This window comes from Ruegeria sp. AM1 (assembly GCF_056540745.1).
Genome location: NZ_JBQFXH010000002.1, coordinates 158268 through 173579 on the forward strand (window position 1 = coordinate 158268; position 15312 = coordinate 173579).

Sequence of the window (15312 nt, forward strand, 5' to 3'; positions counted from 1 at the left end):
CGCTATGGGCTCCAAGCTGCTTTTTATGCGCTACTTACCCATGGCCGTTGTCAAATCCTCAGCAGCGTATTGGCGAAGAAGTGGAATACAAAACAATGCGGCTCTTTCTTGCGCGCACTAATTGGCGATTTGTACATTTTGTACAAATGGAAACATCCCCCCTTCACCCCTGTTACAATTCGTAAGAATTGAGAAAACATCAGGCAAAACTTGACGCTGATCCTTTGCCCGTCCCTAATCGGGGCGTTGGCGTTCGGGCAATGACTCGGACCCGCCATTTCCGGCCCGGGGAGGGGTCGGGTGGGGAGGAGAAAAAGATTTGGCTCAGACGCAGTCGGACGCCGAAGGGATGCAGTCCCTTCCGGCGCTGTTACACCGCAATGCGACCCAGTTCGGGGATGCCCCGGCCTATCGGGAAAAGGAATTCGGGATCTGGCAATGCTGGACCTGGGCAGAAGCGGCCACGGAAATCCGCGCCATTGCGCTGGGGTTTCTGGAGCTGGGCGTTGAGAAAGGCGACCACATCGCCGTCATAGGCCGCAACCGTCCAGCGCATTACTGGTCGATGGTTGCCGCTCAGATGGTGGGCGCTGTTCCGGTGCCTTTGTATCAGGATTCGGTCGCCGAAGAGATGGCCTATGTGCTGGAGCATTGCGGCGCAAAATACGTTGTCTGCGGCGATCAGGAGCAGGTCGACAAGGTTGTCGAGATTCAGGAAAACCTGCATCAGGTCAAACACATCCTCTACACTGACAAGCGCGGGATGCGGAAATACGACCACTCCCAGATGAATGCGCTTGAGGATATCATGGCCGAGGGTAGCGCAGGTCACGCGCGGTTTGATGCGGAACTGGACAAGCGCATTGCGGCGATCACCTATGACGATACCTGCGTGATGCTGTACACCTCGGGCACCACCGGCAAGCCCAAGGGCGTAGTGCTCTCGAATCGTAATGTCATTGAAACGGCCAAGAATTCTGCTGAGTTCGACGACCTGAAGCAGAACGAAGATATCTTGTCTTATTTGCCGATGGCGTGGGTGGGCGATTTCATCTTTTCCATCGGTCAGGCCTATTGGTGCGGGTTCTGTGTGAACTGCCCCGAAAGTGCTGATACGATGATGACGGACCTACGCGAGATCGGGCCGACCTATTTCTTTGCCCCGCCGCGCGTGTTCGAGACGCAGCTGACCAATGTGATGATCCGGATGGAGGATGCTGGCAAGTTTAAGCAGCGCATGTTCCACCACTTCATGGCGCATGCCAAGAAAGTCGGCGGTCAGTTGCTCGACGGCAAACCCGTAGGCCTTGGTGACAAGCTGAAATACGCGCTGGGCAATCTGCTGGTTTATGGGCCGCTCAAGGATACTTTGGGGTATGGCCGGTTTCGCGTCGGCTATACGGCGGGCGAGGCGATCGGGCCGGAAATATTTGATTTCTATCGCTCTTTGGGGATCAACCTGAAGCAGCTTTATGGCCAGACCGAAGCGACTGTGTTCATCACTCAGCAGCCTGATGGCGAAGTGCGGGCCGATACCGTGGGCGTACCCGCACCTGCGGTTGAGCTGAAAATTGATGACAGTGGCGAGATTCACTACCGCTCGCCCGGCGTGTTCGTGGAGTATTACAACAACCCGGACTCTACGGCCTCGACCAAAGATGCCGAGGGCTGGGTGGCGACCGGGGATGCAGGGTTCATCGAGGAAAGCTCGGGCCATTTACGGATTATCGACCGGGCCAAGGACGTGGGCAAAATGGCCAATGGGTCGATGTTTGCGCCGAAATATGTCGAGAACAAGCTGAAGTTCTATCCCGATATTCTTGAGGTCGTGCTGTTCGGCAATGGCAAGGATCGCTGTGTGGCCTTCATCAATATTGACCTAACGGCAGTGGGAAACTGGGCGGAGCGCAACAATGTGGCCTATGCGTCCTATCAGGAATTAACAGCAAATCCACGCGTGTTAGAGACCATTCGAGGCCATGTCGAAGAGGTGAACAAGTCGGTTGCGGCGGATGAGATGCTGTCGGGCTGTCAGGTGCATCGTTTTGTGGTTCTGCACAAGGAACTGGATGCCGATGATGGCGAGATGACCCGGACCCGAAAGGTGCGGCGCGGGTTTGTTGAGGAGAAGTTCCACGACATCATTTCAGCGCTTTATGACGGGTCGTCGAGTGTGTCTACGACCACCGAGGTGACTTATGAGGATGGTCGCAAGGGCTCGATCTCTGCGACGCTGGAGATTGTCGATGCGCCGGTTGTGCCGGTCGTACTGCATAAGGTGGCGGCGGAATGAGGAGCCTGTCGCGCGCCGCTCGACCTGCGGTCATCGCCCCGCCCGCCATCCCGTTTTTGCGTAAGTCTGGGAGAGGCTGATGCTGGATAATTCCGAAGGATATGTCACCGAAGACGGTCGCAAGATTGGCGGTGTGGTGATGGAGATGAAGAACATCACCCTGCGGTTCGGCGGTGTGGTGGCGATCAAGGATATCTCGTTTGATATTCGCGAGGGAGAGATCCGGGCTATTATCGGGCCGAACGGGGCGGGCAAATCCTCGATGCTCAACGTGATCTCAGGCTTTTATGTCCCGCAAGAGGGTGAGGTCTGGTTTCACGGGTCCAAACGCCCGCCGATGCGACCCTTTGAGGTGGCGCAGCAGGGCATTGCGCGGACCTTCCAGAATATCGCTCTGTTCGAGGGGATGAGTGTTCTGGATAATGTCATGACCGGGCGGTTGAGCTTTATGAAGACCAACATTCTGCAGCAGGCGATCTGGAAGGGGAAGGCTGAGGCGGAAGAGACCGAGAACCGTGAAGCTGTTGAGAAAATTATCGATTTTCTTGAAATCCAGCATATCCGCAAGACGCCGGTATCGCGTTTGCCCTATGGCCTGAAGAAACGTGTCGAACTTGCCCGTGCGCTGGCGGCAGAGCCCAAACTGCTGCTGCTGGATGAACCTATGGCCGGTATGAATGTCGAAGAAAAAGAGGACATGAGCCGCTTTATCCTCGATGTGAATGATGAGTTCGGCACCACCATTGCGCTGATCGAACACGATATGGGCGTGGTGATGGACCTGAGCGACCGGGTGGTTGTGATGGATTACGGCAAGAAGATCGGTGACGGCACGCCGGACGAGGTGCGCAGCAATCAGGAGGTCATCGACGCCTATCTGGGGGTGAGTCATGACTGACATCCGGGCAGATAATTGGGGAGGCGAGCATGCCTGAACAACTCGTTTTTGCGATGGAAGTCATCCTCAACGGTCTGATGGCCGGGGTGCTGTATGCTTTGGTCGCGCTGGGCTTTGTGCTGATATACAAGGCATCGGGGATTTTCAATTATGCGCAAGGGGTTATGGCCCTGTTTGCGGCGATGACGCTGGTAGGGATCATGAACGGGCAGGTGCCGTTTTCGCACCTGATCAACGCGATCTTTGGCACTCATGTGCATTATTTCGGCTGGAACGTTCCGGCGCTGCTGGCGATCATTCTGACCATGGCGGTGATGGTATTGCTGGCTTGGGCCGTTCAGCGTTTTGTCATGCGCCATCTGGTGGGGCAGGAGCCGATTATCCTGTTCATGGCCACCATTGGCCTGGCCTATTTCCTGGAAGGCGTGGCCGATCTGATGTGGGGGTCCGAGATCAAGACACTGGATGTGGGTCTGCCGCAGGGCATCAATCTGTGGATCGATGAGACAACGTTCCAGATTTTTGACTACGGGTTCTTCATCGACAATCTGGATATCGTGGCGACGATCATCGCGGCGCTGCTGGTGGCGGCTCTGGTCGCGTTCAGCCAGTATACCAAGCAGGGCCGGGCCATGCGTGCGGTGGCGGACGACCACCAGGCGGCGCTGTCGGTGGGGATTTCGCTTAACTTCATCTGGATCATGGTCTGGTCGGTCGCGGGGTTCGTGGCTTTGGTTGCTGGGATCATGTGGGGCACCAAGTCGGGCGTTCAGTTCTCGCTGTCGCTAATCGCGCTCAAGGCGCTGCCGGTGCTGATGCTGGGCGGCTTTACCTCGATCCCCGGAGCTATCGTGGGCGGATTGATCATCGGCGTGGGCGAGAAGCTGTTCGAATTTGCCCTTGGCCCCGCGCTGGGGGGTGCGACCGAGAACTGGTTTGCTTATGTTTTGGCGCTGATTTTCCTCGTGTTCCGACCGCAGGGCCTGTTTGGCGAGAAGATCATCGAGAGGGTGTAGGCATGACCAAGCTGATTGCCATCATCAACGTGATCGCATGGGCGGGGTTCTGGGCCTTTGGCTATATCGCGATCACCTCGGATGATCTGACCGACAGTCAATTGACCATCGCGGCGATCCTGGCCTTTGCCGGGCTGATCATGGGGGTTCTGGCCTATCTGAAACTGGTCCGCGCCTCGGAGGCGAGCGGATATGCCAAAGGGTCCAATCAACTGGACGCCGCAGCCCGGGACCGGGCGCAGGAAGAATGGGGAAAGTAACAGATGTTCTATCGTGAGGCCGGAGATTTCAAAACCTCCTACGTGGATGACAGCCAGACTTTCCCGATCAAGTTTGACCGGTATCGGTACTATGTGGTGCTGGCGGTGGCGTTTGGGATCATTCCGTTCATCATCAACGATTACTGGGCCAATGCGCTGCTGCTGCCCTTCCTGATCTATGCGATTGCGGCCATTGGGTTGAACATTCTGGTGGGCTATTGCGGGCAGGTCTCGTTGGGGACCGGCGGGTTCATGGCTGTGGGGGCCTATGCCTGTTACAAGCTGATGACGGCCTTTCCGGATGTCAGCATGTTCATCCACGTGCTGCTAGCTGGGGGGGTCACGGCCATTGTTGGCGTGCTGTTTGGGCTGCCATCGCTGAGGATCAAAGGGTTCTATCTGGCGGTGGCCACGCTTGCGGCTCAGTTCTTTCTGGTCTGGCTGTTTAACCGGGTGCCGTGGTTTTATAACTATTCGGCTTCGGGTCAGATCAATGCGCCCGAGCGCGATGTGTTTGGCATCATCATTACCGGGCCAAATGCACCGGCCTGGGCGACCTATCTGTTCTGTCTGATCTTCCTGACCGTCTGCGCCATCATTGCCCGCAATTTGACGCGCGGAACAACTGGACGCACATGGATGGCGATCCGCGATATGGACATCGCGGCCGAAATCATCGGGGTGAACCCGCTCAAGGCCAAGCTCACGGCTTTTGCTGTCAGCTCGTTCTTTGTTGGCATCGCAGGCGCATTGTTCTTTGCGGTCTATTTGGGCGCGGTTGAGGTGGGCGAAGTGTTCGGCATTCAGAAGTCATTCCTGGTGCTGTTCATGGTAATTATCGGCGGTTTAGGATCGATTTTTGGCTCTTTCGCGGGGGCAGCGTTTCTGGTGCTGCTGCCGGTTGTGCTGAAAGTTGTCGGCGTTGATGTGCTGGGCTGGCCCACGGATATTGTGGCGCATCTGCAGCTGGTTATCGTCGGCGCGCTGATCGTGATGTTCCTGATCCTGGAACCGCACGGGCTGGCGCAGCTTTGGCGCGTGGCGAAAGAGAAACTCAGACTCTGGCCCTTCCCGCACTAAGGGAGGGGCCCAAGAAAGACGGGTGGCAAGCCCGAAACCAACATCGGATCAACCAAGGGAGGAGACACCCGATGAACAAGACACTGGCAACCATGGCGCTGGGCGCCCTGATGGCCGCAGGGCCCGCGGCGGCGGATCTGGTCATCCCTGACCTGAGCTATCGCACCGGTCCATACGCAGCGGGCGGCATTCCGTTCTCGGACGGCTATAACGACTATTTCACCCTGCTGAACGAACGCGATGGCGGCATCGGCGGCGTACCGGTCCGGGTGATCGAGTGCGAGACCGGCTATAACACCGAAAAAGGTGTGGAATGCTATGAATCCACCAAAGGCGAAGGCGCTCTGGTCTATCAGCCGCTGTCGACCGGGATCACCTATCAGCTGATCCCCAAAGTGACCGCAGATGGAATCCCGCTGCACACGATGGGTTATGGCCGCACCTCGGCGGCGAATGGCAAAGTGTTCAGCAACGTGTTCAACTATCCGGCCAACTACTGGAACGGTGCGTCTGGCGCGATCAACTATCTGCTGGGCGAGAATGGCGGAGACCTGAGTGGTAAGAAAATCGCGCTGGTCTATCACAACTCGGCCTATGGCAAGGAACCGATCCGCACGCTGGAAATGCTGGCTGAAAAGCATGGGTATGAGCTGACTTTGCTGCCTGTTGACCACCCTGGTCAGGAGCAGAAATCGCAATGGCTGCAAATCCGCCGGGAAAAGCCCGACTATGTGGTCATGTGGGGCTGGGGCGTGATGAACCAAGTCGCCGTGCAAGAGGCCGCCAATATTCGCTTTCCTATGGAGAACTTCATTGGCGTTTGGTGGTCGGGCGCTGAATTTGATGTCGAACCCGCAGGCGACAAAGCCACGGGGTATAAGGCGCTGACCTTTACCGGTCTGGGCGACGACTATCCGGTCTATGACGATCTGAAGAAATACGTCGCAGATGCGGGCAAAGCTGCCGGCGCTGGCGATCAGATGGGTGCGGTTCAGTATAACCGGGGTCTCTATGCGGCGATGCTGGCTTCTGAAGCGATCAAAACTGCGCAAGAGATGCACGGCGTGGCCGAGATCACCCCAGCGATGATGCGCGACGGCATGGAGGCGCTGGAAATCACCAACGCCAAGATGGAAGGGCTCGGCATGGCCGGGTTCGGACCGGAATTCTCGGTCAGCTGTGAAAACCACGGCGGTCCGGGTCTTGTGGGTGTTGTCCAGTGGGATGCGTCGGCCGGAACCTGGAACCAGATTCAGGAGTTCAAGCCGACGGATGCCGAAGTGATTGGCCAGCTGATCGCGGAAGATTCCGCAGCTTATGCGGCTGAGAACAACATCTCGCAACGCTGCGAATAAGCAAGAAAACCGGAGCGGCGGGTTGCTGCCGCTCCTCTCCAACAGCCCCACAGGGGCAGGCATGAGGACACGCGCTGATGCTGGATGCGGCACAAACCACTGACGTGCAGGCGGAAACCCTGCTTGAGGTCAACAATATCGAGGTGATCTATAACCACGTGATCCTTGTGCTGAAAGGTGTCAGCCTGACTGTGCCCAAAGGCGGCATTACCGCTCTGCTCGGCGGTAATGGCGCGGGCAAGACGACAACGCTCAAGGCCGTGTCGAACCTGCTGCATTCGGAACGGGGCGAGGTCACCAAGGGCTCGATCAAATATCGTGGGACCAGCGTGCATGAAAGCGACCCTGCTGATCTGGTAGAGAAAGGCGTCATTCAGGTGATGGAAGGCCGCCATTGTTTCGAACACCTGACCGTTGAAGAAAACCTGCTGACCGGTGCCTATACCCGCAAGGATGGGTCGGCGGCGATCCAGAAGGATCTGGAACTGGTTTACAACTATTTCCCACGCCTGAAGGAACGCCGCAAAAGCCAGGCGGGTTATACCTCGGGTGGGGAACAGCAGATGGTTGCGATGGGCCGGGCGCTGATGTCGCGGCCTGAAACGATCCTGCTCGATGAGCCGTCGATGGGTTTAGCCCCGCAACTGGTCGAAGAGATTTTCGGCATTGTGAAAGACCTGAACGAAAAGGAAGGCGTGTCCTTCCTGCTGGCGGAACAGAACACCAATGTGGCGCTTAGATTCGCGCATTATGGATATATCCTTGAATCGGGCCGCGTGGTGATGGACGGGCCCGCCGCCGAACTGCGCGAAAATCCCGACGTTAAGGAATTCTACCTCGGCATGTCTGACGAAGGCCGCAAAAGCTTTCGCGACGTGCGCTCATACCGCCGCCGCAAGAGATGGCTGTAAGCGGACAGAGGATATTTCGATGAGCTATTTTGATAAACTTGAAACCCGATCCGCCGATGAACGCGCAGCCGACCACGCACGCGCCCTGCCCGAGCAGATTGCCCGTGCGCAATCTGCTCCGGGATATGCCGACATTCTGTCCGATGTGCAGGCCAGTGCAGTGACGGATATGCAGGCGCTGGCGCAACTGCCGGTTTTGCGTAAATCCGACCTGACCAAAGCGCAAGGCACGCGCCCTCCATTTGGCGGCTTTACCGTCAAACCAGCGCGGAACTTCCAGCATGTGTTTCAATCTCCGGGCCCGATCTATGAACCCGGCAGTACCGATCATGACTGGTGGCGGATGGGCCGGTTCCTGCATGCCGCCGGGGTTGGTCCGGGTGACATCGTGCAGAACTGCTTTGGCTATCACCTGACCCCTGCGGGCATGATCTTTGAAAGCGGAGCGCAGGCCGTTGGTGCCTCGGTCCTGCCCGCCGGTACAGGGCAGACTGAATTGCAGGTGACTGCTGCGCGCGATGTGGGCTGCACCACTTATGCAGGGACGCCGGATTACCTGAAGATCATCCTCGACAAGGGCGATGAGATGGGCGTGGCGCTGAACTTCTCAAAGGCTGTTGTGGGCGGCGGCGCGCTGTTCCCCTCGCTGCGTCAGGACTATGCGGATCGCGGGATTTCCTGTCTGCAGTGTTATGCCACCGCCGATCTCGGCAACATCGCCTATGAAAGCCCCGCGATGGAAGGCATGATCATCGACGAACACGTGATCGTCGAAATCGTGACCCCCGGCACCGGCACGCCTGTTGCGCCGGGTGAGGTGGGTGAGGTCGTCGTGACCACCCTCAACCCCGACTATCCGCTGATCCGGTTTGCCACCGGCGATCTGTCGGCGCTTTTGCCCGGCGACTCTCCCTGTGGCCGCACCAATATGCGGATCAAGGGTTGGATGGGTCGCGCCGATCAGACCACTAAGATCAAGGGCATGTTTGTCAGGCCCGAACAGGTGGCCGCGCTGGTCAACAAACATGATGAGATCGTCAAGGCGCGGGTGATCGCTGCGCGGCAGGGTGAGATGGACACCATGACGGTGAAAATCGAAAGCTCTGCAGGTGATGACATGGCCTATGCGAAATCCGTGATCGAAGTGCTGAAACTGAAAGGCGCGATCGAGGTTGTGGCCCCCGGTTCGTTGCCCAAGGATGGTCTGGTGATCGAGGATCAGCGCGTTTACGACTGATGTTTTGCAACGGTTCGGGCAGGTCCTGAGACGTATTGGCGCTGGCAATTCCGATGAATTTAGTCGAATAAGGCATCCGTGCCTTAATAAACCGGACCAATGGCCCAGATCGACTATTCAGAACATGGCTCGCACAATCGCGGCGCCCGGGGGACCCGGTTGGTGGGGATGCTTGCCTATCTGGTGGCTGCGGCGTGCCTCTTGCCGATGCTGGCGGTGGTTCTGGCGGCAGTGACGGGCGGCACCGAGACGGTTTCACATCTGATCGCGACGGTTATGCCGCGTTATGCCCTGACCACGGTTATTCTGGTGGTGCTGGTGGCAGCGGGGACATTTGCGATTGGCGTGGGGGCTGCGTGGCTGGTCACCATGACCCGTTTTCCCGGTGTGCGGTTTCTTGAGATCGCACTGGTGCTGCCGCTGGCTTTTCCTGCCTATGTGCTGGCCTATGCTTATACGTTTATTCTGGACCATCCCGGTATTGTTCAAACCACGCTGCGGCAGGTCACGGGCTGGGGTCCGCGCGACTACTGGTTTCCCGAGATTCGCTCGACCGAAGGTGCGGCGGTGATGCTGATCCTTGTGCTGTATCCTTACGTCTATCTGCTGGCCCGCGCCGCGTTTCTGCAGCAAAGTGCCACCGCCTTTCTGGCCGCCCGCGCGCTGGGCAACAATCCGTGGCAAGCCTTTCGCCGCGTTTCCCTGCCGATGGCGCGCCCGGCCATTGCCGGTGGGGTCCTGCTGGCGGTGATGGAAACCATCGCTGACTTTGGCACCGTGTCTTATTTTGGCGTCCAGACCTTTGCCACCGGTATCTACACCAGTTGGTTTTCGATGAGCGACCGCGCCGCCGCGGCGCAGCTGGCCCTGTGTCTGCTGGGCTTTGCGCTGCTGATGGCGATGGCCGAACGCATACAGCGCGGCCGGGCAAAATACTATCAGGCAGGTAAACAGCACGTGGCGCAACCTGCCGCAAACCTGACCGGGTGGAAAGCGGCCGGGGCCGTCACCCTCTGCGCCATTCCGGTGCTGCTTGGGTTCCTTTTGCCCGTTGTTATTCTGGTCGAGATGGGACTGGAGTCCGAGCAAAACCTGCTGTCGAAACGGTATGTCGGGTTCATCAAGAATTCGTTGACGCTGGCGGGAACCGCCGCCGTGATCACAGTGCTGGCCGCGATTTGTGTCGGGTTCTTTCAGCGCCTCAGACCGGGGCGGAGGTCAGCGACGGCTGCGTATATTGCCCGTCTGGGCTATGCGGTGCCCGGAGGTGTCATCGCGGTGGGTCTGATCGTGCCGTTCGCCAGTTTCGACAACGCGCTGGACGGCTGGATGCGGGCGACTTTTGGAATTTCAACCGGCCTGCTGGTGACGGGTTCAATCTGGCTGCTGGTGGCGGCGTATATGGTACGCTTTCTTGCCGCCGCGCTCAGCGCTTATGAGGGCGGTCAAAGCACGGTACATGCCAATATGGATGCGGCGGCGCGCTCTTTGGGTCAGACCCCGCTTGGTACGCTGCGCCGGATTCACCTGCCGATCCTGACGCCTTCGCTGCTGACCGCGTTGCTGATCGTTTTTGTCGACGTGATGAAAGAGCTGCCCGCGACGCTGATCATGCGCCCGTTCAACTTTGATACGCTGGCGGTGCAGGCCTATCGGCTTGCGTCAGACGAACGGCTTGAAGGTGCAGCGGTTCCGTCGCTGGTCATTCTGGCCGTCGGGCTATTGCCGGTGATCCTGATCTGCCGTCAAGTGGGCCGCCGCTGACCCTTCTCAACCTTTGATTGGTGTTTGAGATGTGAAATTGGGAATGACATTGGTCGAGGCCGGGTCGTTTTCAATTCCGGGCCAGTTCTTGTCTGCCAACTTGATATTGCCCGGAATATCTTCTTCCCAGAACCCCACAACGACTTTGGTGATGTTCAGATGCAACTTATCATCCACGATCCGCCACAGGTTCGGATTTCCGGGTACCTTGCCGCCTTTTGACACGCCATAAGCGCAATGCCCGTCGAACTGCGGCGCGTAATAGGTCGGGTTTTCTACGAACTTGTCGCGGTTTTCGGTCGTGGAGAACGCCCAGGTTGCGTTATTGTATTCAGCGGTGATCGAGGCTTTGCTCTCAACACCCTCGGGCTGTGGCGTGCCAACTGGCGATTGCTCGAGATCGCGATAGGCAACCACATCATAGCCTGAAAGCGCATATCCGGTGCCGTCGATATATTGGGGGCCAGAAAAGGCCGGGGCGGCAATAGCTATGGCACAGGCCGTTAATATCGCTGAGAGTTTCATAGTCGAAGCCTCTGTTTAAATGCCTGTTATGTCAGAGTTTATATAGGCATCATCGACCGCCAGTTAAACCTTATCTGACGACGGACAAAAATCAAACATCGGAGCGGATTTTAGCGCTCGTGATCGCGGCAGGCTTGATTTGCCGGGGTTTTCCGGCAAGGCTGAAGGTATGAATATGCAGCCTCCCAGCCGGTTTTCTGCAAGCCCGGCACAGATGCCCGTCGCGTTTGATCGACGCGAGATGTCCCAAATCCTGTCTGTCTATGGCCGAATGGTCGCCGCTGGCGAATGGCGCGACTATGGCATTTCCAACCTGCGCGACATGGCCGTGTTTTCCATTTTTCGCCGGACAGCAGAGCACCCGATCTACCGGGTCGAGAAACACCCGCACCTGCGGTTGCGGCAGGGAATGTATTCGGTCGTCGGGATGGATGGGCGCATTCTCAAGCGTGGTCATGATCTGCGCGCGGTGCTACGGGTGCTGGAACGCAAGCTGATCCGCGCGGTTGATCTGGACTAGAGCCTTTTGTGAGAGGTCACCGGCCCGTCGCCCTGTGCTATAATCCGAGCGATTGCCTTGTCCATCGGCTCAAATGCTACTGCCATATCATGGGCGTTGGCGTGCAGCAGCAGATTATCTCCAGCGACCCAGGCGACATGGCCCTTCCAGAACAGCAGATCACCGCGTTGTGCCGCCGCGCCATCGGGCAAGGGCGCGCCCAGTGCCTGTTCCTGATCGCCGCTGTCGCCGGGGCAGGCTATGCTGCAGGCCAGCAGAGCAGCCTGCACCAGACCCGAACAATCCAACCCAAAGCGGCTGTTGCCGCCCCACAGATAGGGTGTGCCCAGAAACAGCTCGGCCACCGCCACCGGGTCATCCATTGCGGTTCCGACCGGGCTCAGATGTTGTTCGGGGATATATCCAAGTTCCGTTTCCGCAAATCTGTCAGCCGTGGATAGGACCTGTATCTGGCTGCCAAAGCTCAGCGAGGTCTGGTCCGGGCTTTTCATATCCGCTTGCAAATAGGCATGCGTGGCGGGGGCGGTAACGATATGCGTCGGCTCCGTGACGGGTCCAAGCTGATCGGTTGCAACCCAGCCTGCGTATCCATCCTTGTCAGCGGTGATCCGGCTCCAACCCTCGGACTGTTCGAAGACCACTGCTGTATTACCATACAGCAATTGCCGGTCTCTCGGCCCGTCTGGGCTGCGCAACAGGTCGACGACCGGCCCGATGACGCGCCGTTTCGTCATAGGCCCAGCATCTCGGGCAACGCCGCCAGCAGGGCGCGCGGGCCTTGTGCCAGTCCGCCTTTGCTGCGGCCCGGTTCCTTGCTGCGTTGCCAGGAATAGATGTCGAAATGCACATAGCGGCTGTCACCGACAAACCGGCGCAAAAACAACGCAGCCGTGATCGACCCGGCGAACCCGCCTGATGGCGCATTGTCCAGATCGGCAATACCGGGTTCGATCAGCGCCTCGTAAGGTTCGTGAAACGGCATCCGCCAGACCGGGTCCGCCGCCTGTAGCGCGGCCCGCGCCAACACGTCGGCGACCTGATCGTCATCGGTGTAAAAGGGCGCAAGATCAGCCCCAACCGCCACCCGCGCCGCGCCGGTCAGCGTCGCCATCGAGATCACCAGATCCGGCGCGCCTTCATCGGCCAAGGTCAGCGCGTCGGCCAGAACAAGCCGCCCTTCGGCATCGGTGTTGTTGATCTCGACCGTTAGCCCCTTGCGCGAGGTGAGGATGTCGCCGGGGCGAAACGCATTGCCGGACACAGCGTTTTCCACCGCTGGGATCAGCACCCGCAGTTGCAGGGGCAGTTCCAACGCCATGATCATTCGCGCGAGGCCCAAAACGTTTGCGGCCCCGCCCATATCCTTTTTCATCAGGCCCATGGCGGCGGCCGGTTTCAAGTCCAGCCCGCCGGTGTCGAAACACACGCCTTTGCCAACCAGCGTCAGCTTTGGTCCGGATGTGCCCCAGATCATCTCAATCAGCCGGGGGTCCCGATCCGCAGCCCGGCCAACCGCGTGAATCATGGGCAAATTCTGGTCCAGCAACGCGTCACCGCGGGTCACCTCGCAGCGCGCGCCGAATTCCTGCGCTAGTGCTTCTGCTGCAGCCTGGAGTTGATCTGGGCCCATGTCGGCTGCGGGCGTGTTGACCAGATCTCGGGTCAGCGCCTCGGCGTTTGCGATGGCCTCGATCCGCGCAGCGTCCACGCCATCGGGCGCAACCAGCGCCGCCCGCGCCGGAGATTGCGCGGTATAGCGGTCAAACGCATAACCGGTCATCAGCCAACCCAGACATTCGGTTTCGATCACATCTGCGGGCACCCCTGAAACGATCTGATAAGTGCCTTTGGGCAGCGCCTCGGCCGCCGCCGCAAGCGGAAACCGTTTGCGGGCGCGTTTGGCTGCGGTGCCGTATCCCGCAACAGCGCATTCGGGTGCGCCATCCGGTCCGGGCACCAGCAGGGTCTGACCCAACCCGGCGGAAAACCCGCTGGCGGCCGCCCAGGATTGAACAGGAACGGGCTGATCCTGCAGCCATGCCTCCAGATCATCTTTTGCGATGACATACAGGGGCAAGGCAGGGTCTGAGGGCGGGGCGAAAGATAGGGTCATGGACATCTCAACCGTTTGATCTGGGGCCCAGATTAGCGGCCTGCGATATGCCCGCAACCCCCGTCAGACGGAAAGGTCCTGCTGATCCCATACGGCGGTCAGAGACCGCTCCCCCACCCGGATCAGACGGCTGAGCGTCGCGCCGGTTGCGACCGCGTCGCCCGCATCCACTGCGGTTGCCACATCCCCGGCCACGCGGGCCAGTGCCGTCATACCCACCTGTTCAGCAATCGCGATCAGCGATCTGGCGCATTTGCGCAAACCGTCCCAGTCCCGCTGCCGCCAGAAGCGTTCGCAATTTGACAGGCGTACGGCAAGTTCCTCGACCGTGCGGCACAGCACATCGACTGCGTTGGTATCGCCCAGCTGACCGTACAACCCTGCCAGAAGGTCCGGGTCCAGGCGCACTGATTCCTTTTGTTCAAGCGTGATAATCTTATCCACCACATTCACCCTAATTTCTACGCCCCCACGGCGTGGAATGACACTGCCCCAAAATACCTTTGCAAATCCTTGCGGGGGTATTGGATAATGTCTCGAATTTTTTGAGAATCCGGGTTACAGAGCTCGGCAGGACGAATTTACGGAGCGCGCGAATGAACCTGGCCAAACCTCTGCCGAACTATCTGGTTAAACGGTATCATGGCTGGAAGGCCACGACCTATGCCGAAAATCAGGTCTGGTATCGCCGGTTGGCGACCGAAGGACAGCGGCCTCGTGCAATGGTCATTTCGTGCTGCGACAGCCGGGTTCACGTCACCTCGATCTTTGGGGCTGATCAGGGCGAATTCTTCATTCACCGCAACATCGCCAATCTCGTGCCGCCCTATGCGCCCGATGGCGATCATCATGGCACCAGCGCCGCAATCGAATATGCCGTGACTGCGCTAAAGGTCGCGCATCTGATCGTGCTGGGCCACTCCCAATGCGGCGGTGTTCAGGGTTGCATTGACATGTGCAAGGGCAAGGCGCCGCAACTGGAAGCCAAAGAAAGCTTTGTTGGCCGTTGGATGGACATCCTCAAGCCGAAATACGATCTGGTGGCCGATGTCGAAGACAGCAACGATCAGGCGCGTCAGTTCGAACGACAGGCGGTTGTTGCATCGCTTGAAAACCTGATGACCTTCCCGTTTGTATCCTCGGCGGTTCAGGATGGCTCGCTCAGCCTGCATGGGCTTTGGACTGATATCGGTGAGGGCGGGCTGCAATGCTATGACCCAGAAAAGAACGAGTTCGCGGTGGTCTGATCCGCGACATCATAAGGTTCCAAAAAGGCGCAGATCAGCTCTCTGATTTTGCGTCTTTTTTCGGTATGCTGCCCTCATTCTTACTTTGGATTC

15 protein-coding genes are annotated in these 15312 nt (G+C 58.5%); 11 read left to right on the forward strand and 4 right to left on the reverse strand.

The annotated features are described in order from the left end of the window. Positions 1-349 precede the first annotated feature (349 nt). The 9 genes from ACR0I7_RS08605 (at position 350) to ACR0I7_RS08645 (ending at position 10814) form a co-directional block, all read left to right on the forward strand. Positions 350-2293: an AMP-binding protein gene (locus ACR0I7_RS08605; protein WP_480510699.1), complete on the forward strand. Its 1944-nt coding sequence runs from the start codon at positions 350-352 to the stop codon at positions 2291-2293. A gap of 79 nt (positions 2294-2372) precedes the next feature. Beyond that, the gene (locus ACR0I7_RS08610) at positions 2373-3191 is read left to right on the forward strand and encodes an ABC transporter ATP-binding protein (protein WP_480510024.1); all 819 of its coding nucleotides are present in this window, start codon (positions 2373-2375) and stop codon (positions 3189-3191) included. 29 nt (positions 3192-3220) lie between these two features. Further along, entirely contained in the window at positions 3221-4207 is a 987-nt protein-coding gene (locus ACR0I7_RS08615) for a branched-chain amino acid ABC transporter permease (protein WP_480510026.1), read from the forward strand. A gap of 2 nt (positions 4208-4209) precedes the next feature. Continuing rightward, the gene (locus tag ACR0I7_RS08620) at positions 4210-4467 is read left to right on the forward strand and encodes a hypothetical protein (protein ID WP_480510028.1); all 258 of its coding nucleotides are present in this window, start codon (positions 4210-4212) and stop codon (positions 4465-4467) included. A gap of 3 nt (positions 4468-4470) precedes the next feature. After that, a complete protein-coding gene (locus ACR0I7_RS08625; protein WP_480510030.1) occupies positions 4471-5547 on the forward strand; it encodes a branched-chain amino acid ABC transporter permease in 1077 nt (358 codons plus the stop codon). Positions 5548-5618: 71 nt separating this feature from the next. Then, positions 5619-6902, forward strand: coding sequence for an ABC transporter substrate-binding protein (locus ACR0I7_RS08630; RefSeq protein WP_480510032.1), 1284 nt, complete (start codon positions 5619-5621; stop codon positions 6900-6902). 77 nt (positions 6903-6979) lie between these two features. Then, the gene (locus ACR0I7_RS08635) at positions 6980-7813 is read left to right on the forward strand and encodes an ABC transporter ATP-binding protein (RefSeq protein WP_480510034.1); all 834 of its coding nucleotides are present in this window, start codon (positions 6980-6982) and stop codon (positions 7811-7813) included. A gap of 19 nt (positions 7814-7832) precedes the next feature. Then, entirely contained in the window at positions 7833-9050 is a 1218-nt protein-coding gene (locus tag ACR0I7_RS08640; RefSeq protein WP_480510036.1) for a phenylacetate--CoA ligase family protein, read from the forward strand. A 99-nt stretch (positions 9051-9149) separates the two neighbouring features. Beyond that, positions 9150-10814: an ABC transporter permease gene (locus ACR0I7_RS08645; protein WP_480510037.1), complete on the forward strand. Its 1665-nt coding sequence runs from the start codon at positions 9150-9152 to the stop codon at positions 10812-10814. A gap of 6 nt (positions 10815-10820) precedes the next feature. Here the strand turns inward: ACR0I7_RS08645 and ACR0I7_RS08650 are convergent, their stop codons facing one another. Continuing rightward, entirely contained in the window at positions 10821-11339 is a 519-nt protein-coding gene (locus ACR0I7_RS08650) for a YHS domain-containing (seleno)protein (protein ID WP_480510039.1), read from the reverse strand. Positions 11340-11508: 169 nt separating this feature from the next. On the opposite strand from ACR0I7_RS08650, the gene ACR0I7_RS08655 reads away from it, so the two are divergent. Then, positions 11509-11859, forward strand: coding sequence for a DUF2794 domain-containing protein (locus ACR0I7_RS08655; RefSeq protein WP_480510041.1), 351 nt, complete (start codon positions 11509-11511; stop codon positions 11857-11859). On the opposite strand, the gene ACR0I7_RS08660 is transcribed toward ACR0I7_RS08655, so the two are convergent. From ACR0I7_RS08660 to ACR0I7_RS08670, 3 genes are all read right to left on the reverse strand, one after another. Beyond that, positions 11856-12593: a C40 family peptidase gene (locus ACR0I7_RS08660; RefSeq protein WP_480510042.1), complete on the reverse strand. Its 738-nt coding sequence runs from the start codon at positions 12591-12593 to the stop codon at positions 11856-11858. The two genes, ACR0I7_RS08655 and ACR0I7_RS08660, sit on opposite strands and share 4 nt — an antisense overlap. Further along, the gene (locus ACR0I7_RS08665; protein ID WP_480510044.1) at positions 12590-13972 is read right to left on the reverse strand and encodes a leucyl aminopeptidase family protein; all 1383 of its coding nucleotides are present in this window, start codon (positions 13970-13972) and stop codon (positions 12590-12592) included. Before ACR0I7_RS08665 ends, ACR0I7_RS08660 begins: the two co-directional genes overlap by 4 nt. Positions 13973-14035: 63 nt before the next feature. Beyond that, a complete protein-coding gene (locus ACR0I7_RS08670; protein WP_480510046.1) occupies positions 14036-14425 on the reverse strand; it encodes a hypothetical protein in 390 nt (129 codons plus the stop codon). Between the two features lie 143 nt (positions 14426-14568). Here ACR0I7_RS08670 and ACR0I7_RS08675 point away from each other — a divergent pair, with 143 nt between their 5' ends. Then, positions 14569-15219 (forward strand): carbonic anhydrase, encoded by a 651-nt coding sequence (locus ACR0I7_RS08675; protein ID WP_480510047.1) that lies wholly within the window; start codon positions 14569-14571, stop codon positions 15217-15219. The last annotated feature ends 93 nt before the right edge of the window (positions 15220-15312 follow it).

Coding starts and splice junctions, on each gene's coding strand:
- ACR0I7_RS08605 (WP_480510699.1), top strand. CDS start 350: ATGCAGTCCCTTCCGGCGCTGTTACACCGCAATGCGACCCAGTTCGGG.
- ACR0I7_RS08610 (WP_480510024.1), top strand. CDS start 2,373: ATGCTGGATAATTCCGAAGGATATGTCACCGAAGACGGTCGCAAGATT.
- ACR0I7_RS08615 (WP_480510026.1), top strand. CDS start 3,221: ATGCCTGAACAACTCGTTTTTGCGATGGAAGTCATCCTCAACGGTCTG.
- ACR0I7_RS08620 (WP_480510028.1), top strand. CDS start 4,210: ATGACCAAGCTGATTGCCATCATCAACGTGATCGCATGGGCGGGGTTC.
- ACR0I7_RS08625 (WP_480510030.1), top strand. CDS start 4,471: ATGTTCTATCGTGAGGCCGGAGATTTCAAAACCTCCTACGTGGATGAC.
- ACR0I7_RS08630 (WP_480510032.1), top strand. CDS start 5,619: ATGAACAAGACACTGGCAACCATGGCGCTGGGCGCCCTGATGGCCGCA.
- ACR0I7_RS08635 (WP_480510034.1), top strand. CDS start 6,980: ATGCTGGATGCGGCACAAACCACTGACGTGCAGGCGGAAACCCTGCTT.
- ACR0I7_RS08640 (WP_480510036.1), top strand. CDS start 7,833: ATGAGCTATTTTGATAAACTTGAAACCCGATCCGCCGATGAACGCGCA.
- ACR0I7_RS08645 (WP_480510037.1), top strand. CDS start 9,150: ATGGCCCAGATCGACTATTCAGAACATGGCTCGCACAATCGCGGCGCC.
- ACR0I7_RS08650 (WP_480510039.1), bottom strand. CDS start 11,339: ATGAAACTCTCAGCGATATTAACGGCCTGTGCCATAGCTATTGCCGCC.
- ACR0I7_RS08655 (WP_480510041.1), top strand. CDS start 11,509: ATGAATATGCAGCCTCCCAGCCGGTTTTCTGCAAGCCCGGCACAGATG.
- ACR0I7_RS08660 (WP_480510042.1), bottom strand. CDS start 12,593: ATGACGAAACGGCGCGTCATCGGGCCGGTCGTCGACCTGTTGCGCAGC.
- ACR0I7_RS08665 (WP_480510044.1), bottom strand. CDS start 13,972: ATGACCCTATCTTTCGCCCCGCCCTCAGACCCTGCCTTGCCCCTGTAT.
- ACR0I7_RS08675 (WP_480510047.1), top strand. CDS start 14,569: ATGAACCTGGCCAAACCTCTGCCGAACTATCTGGTTAAACGGTATCAT.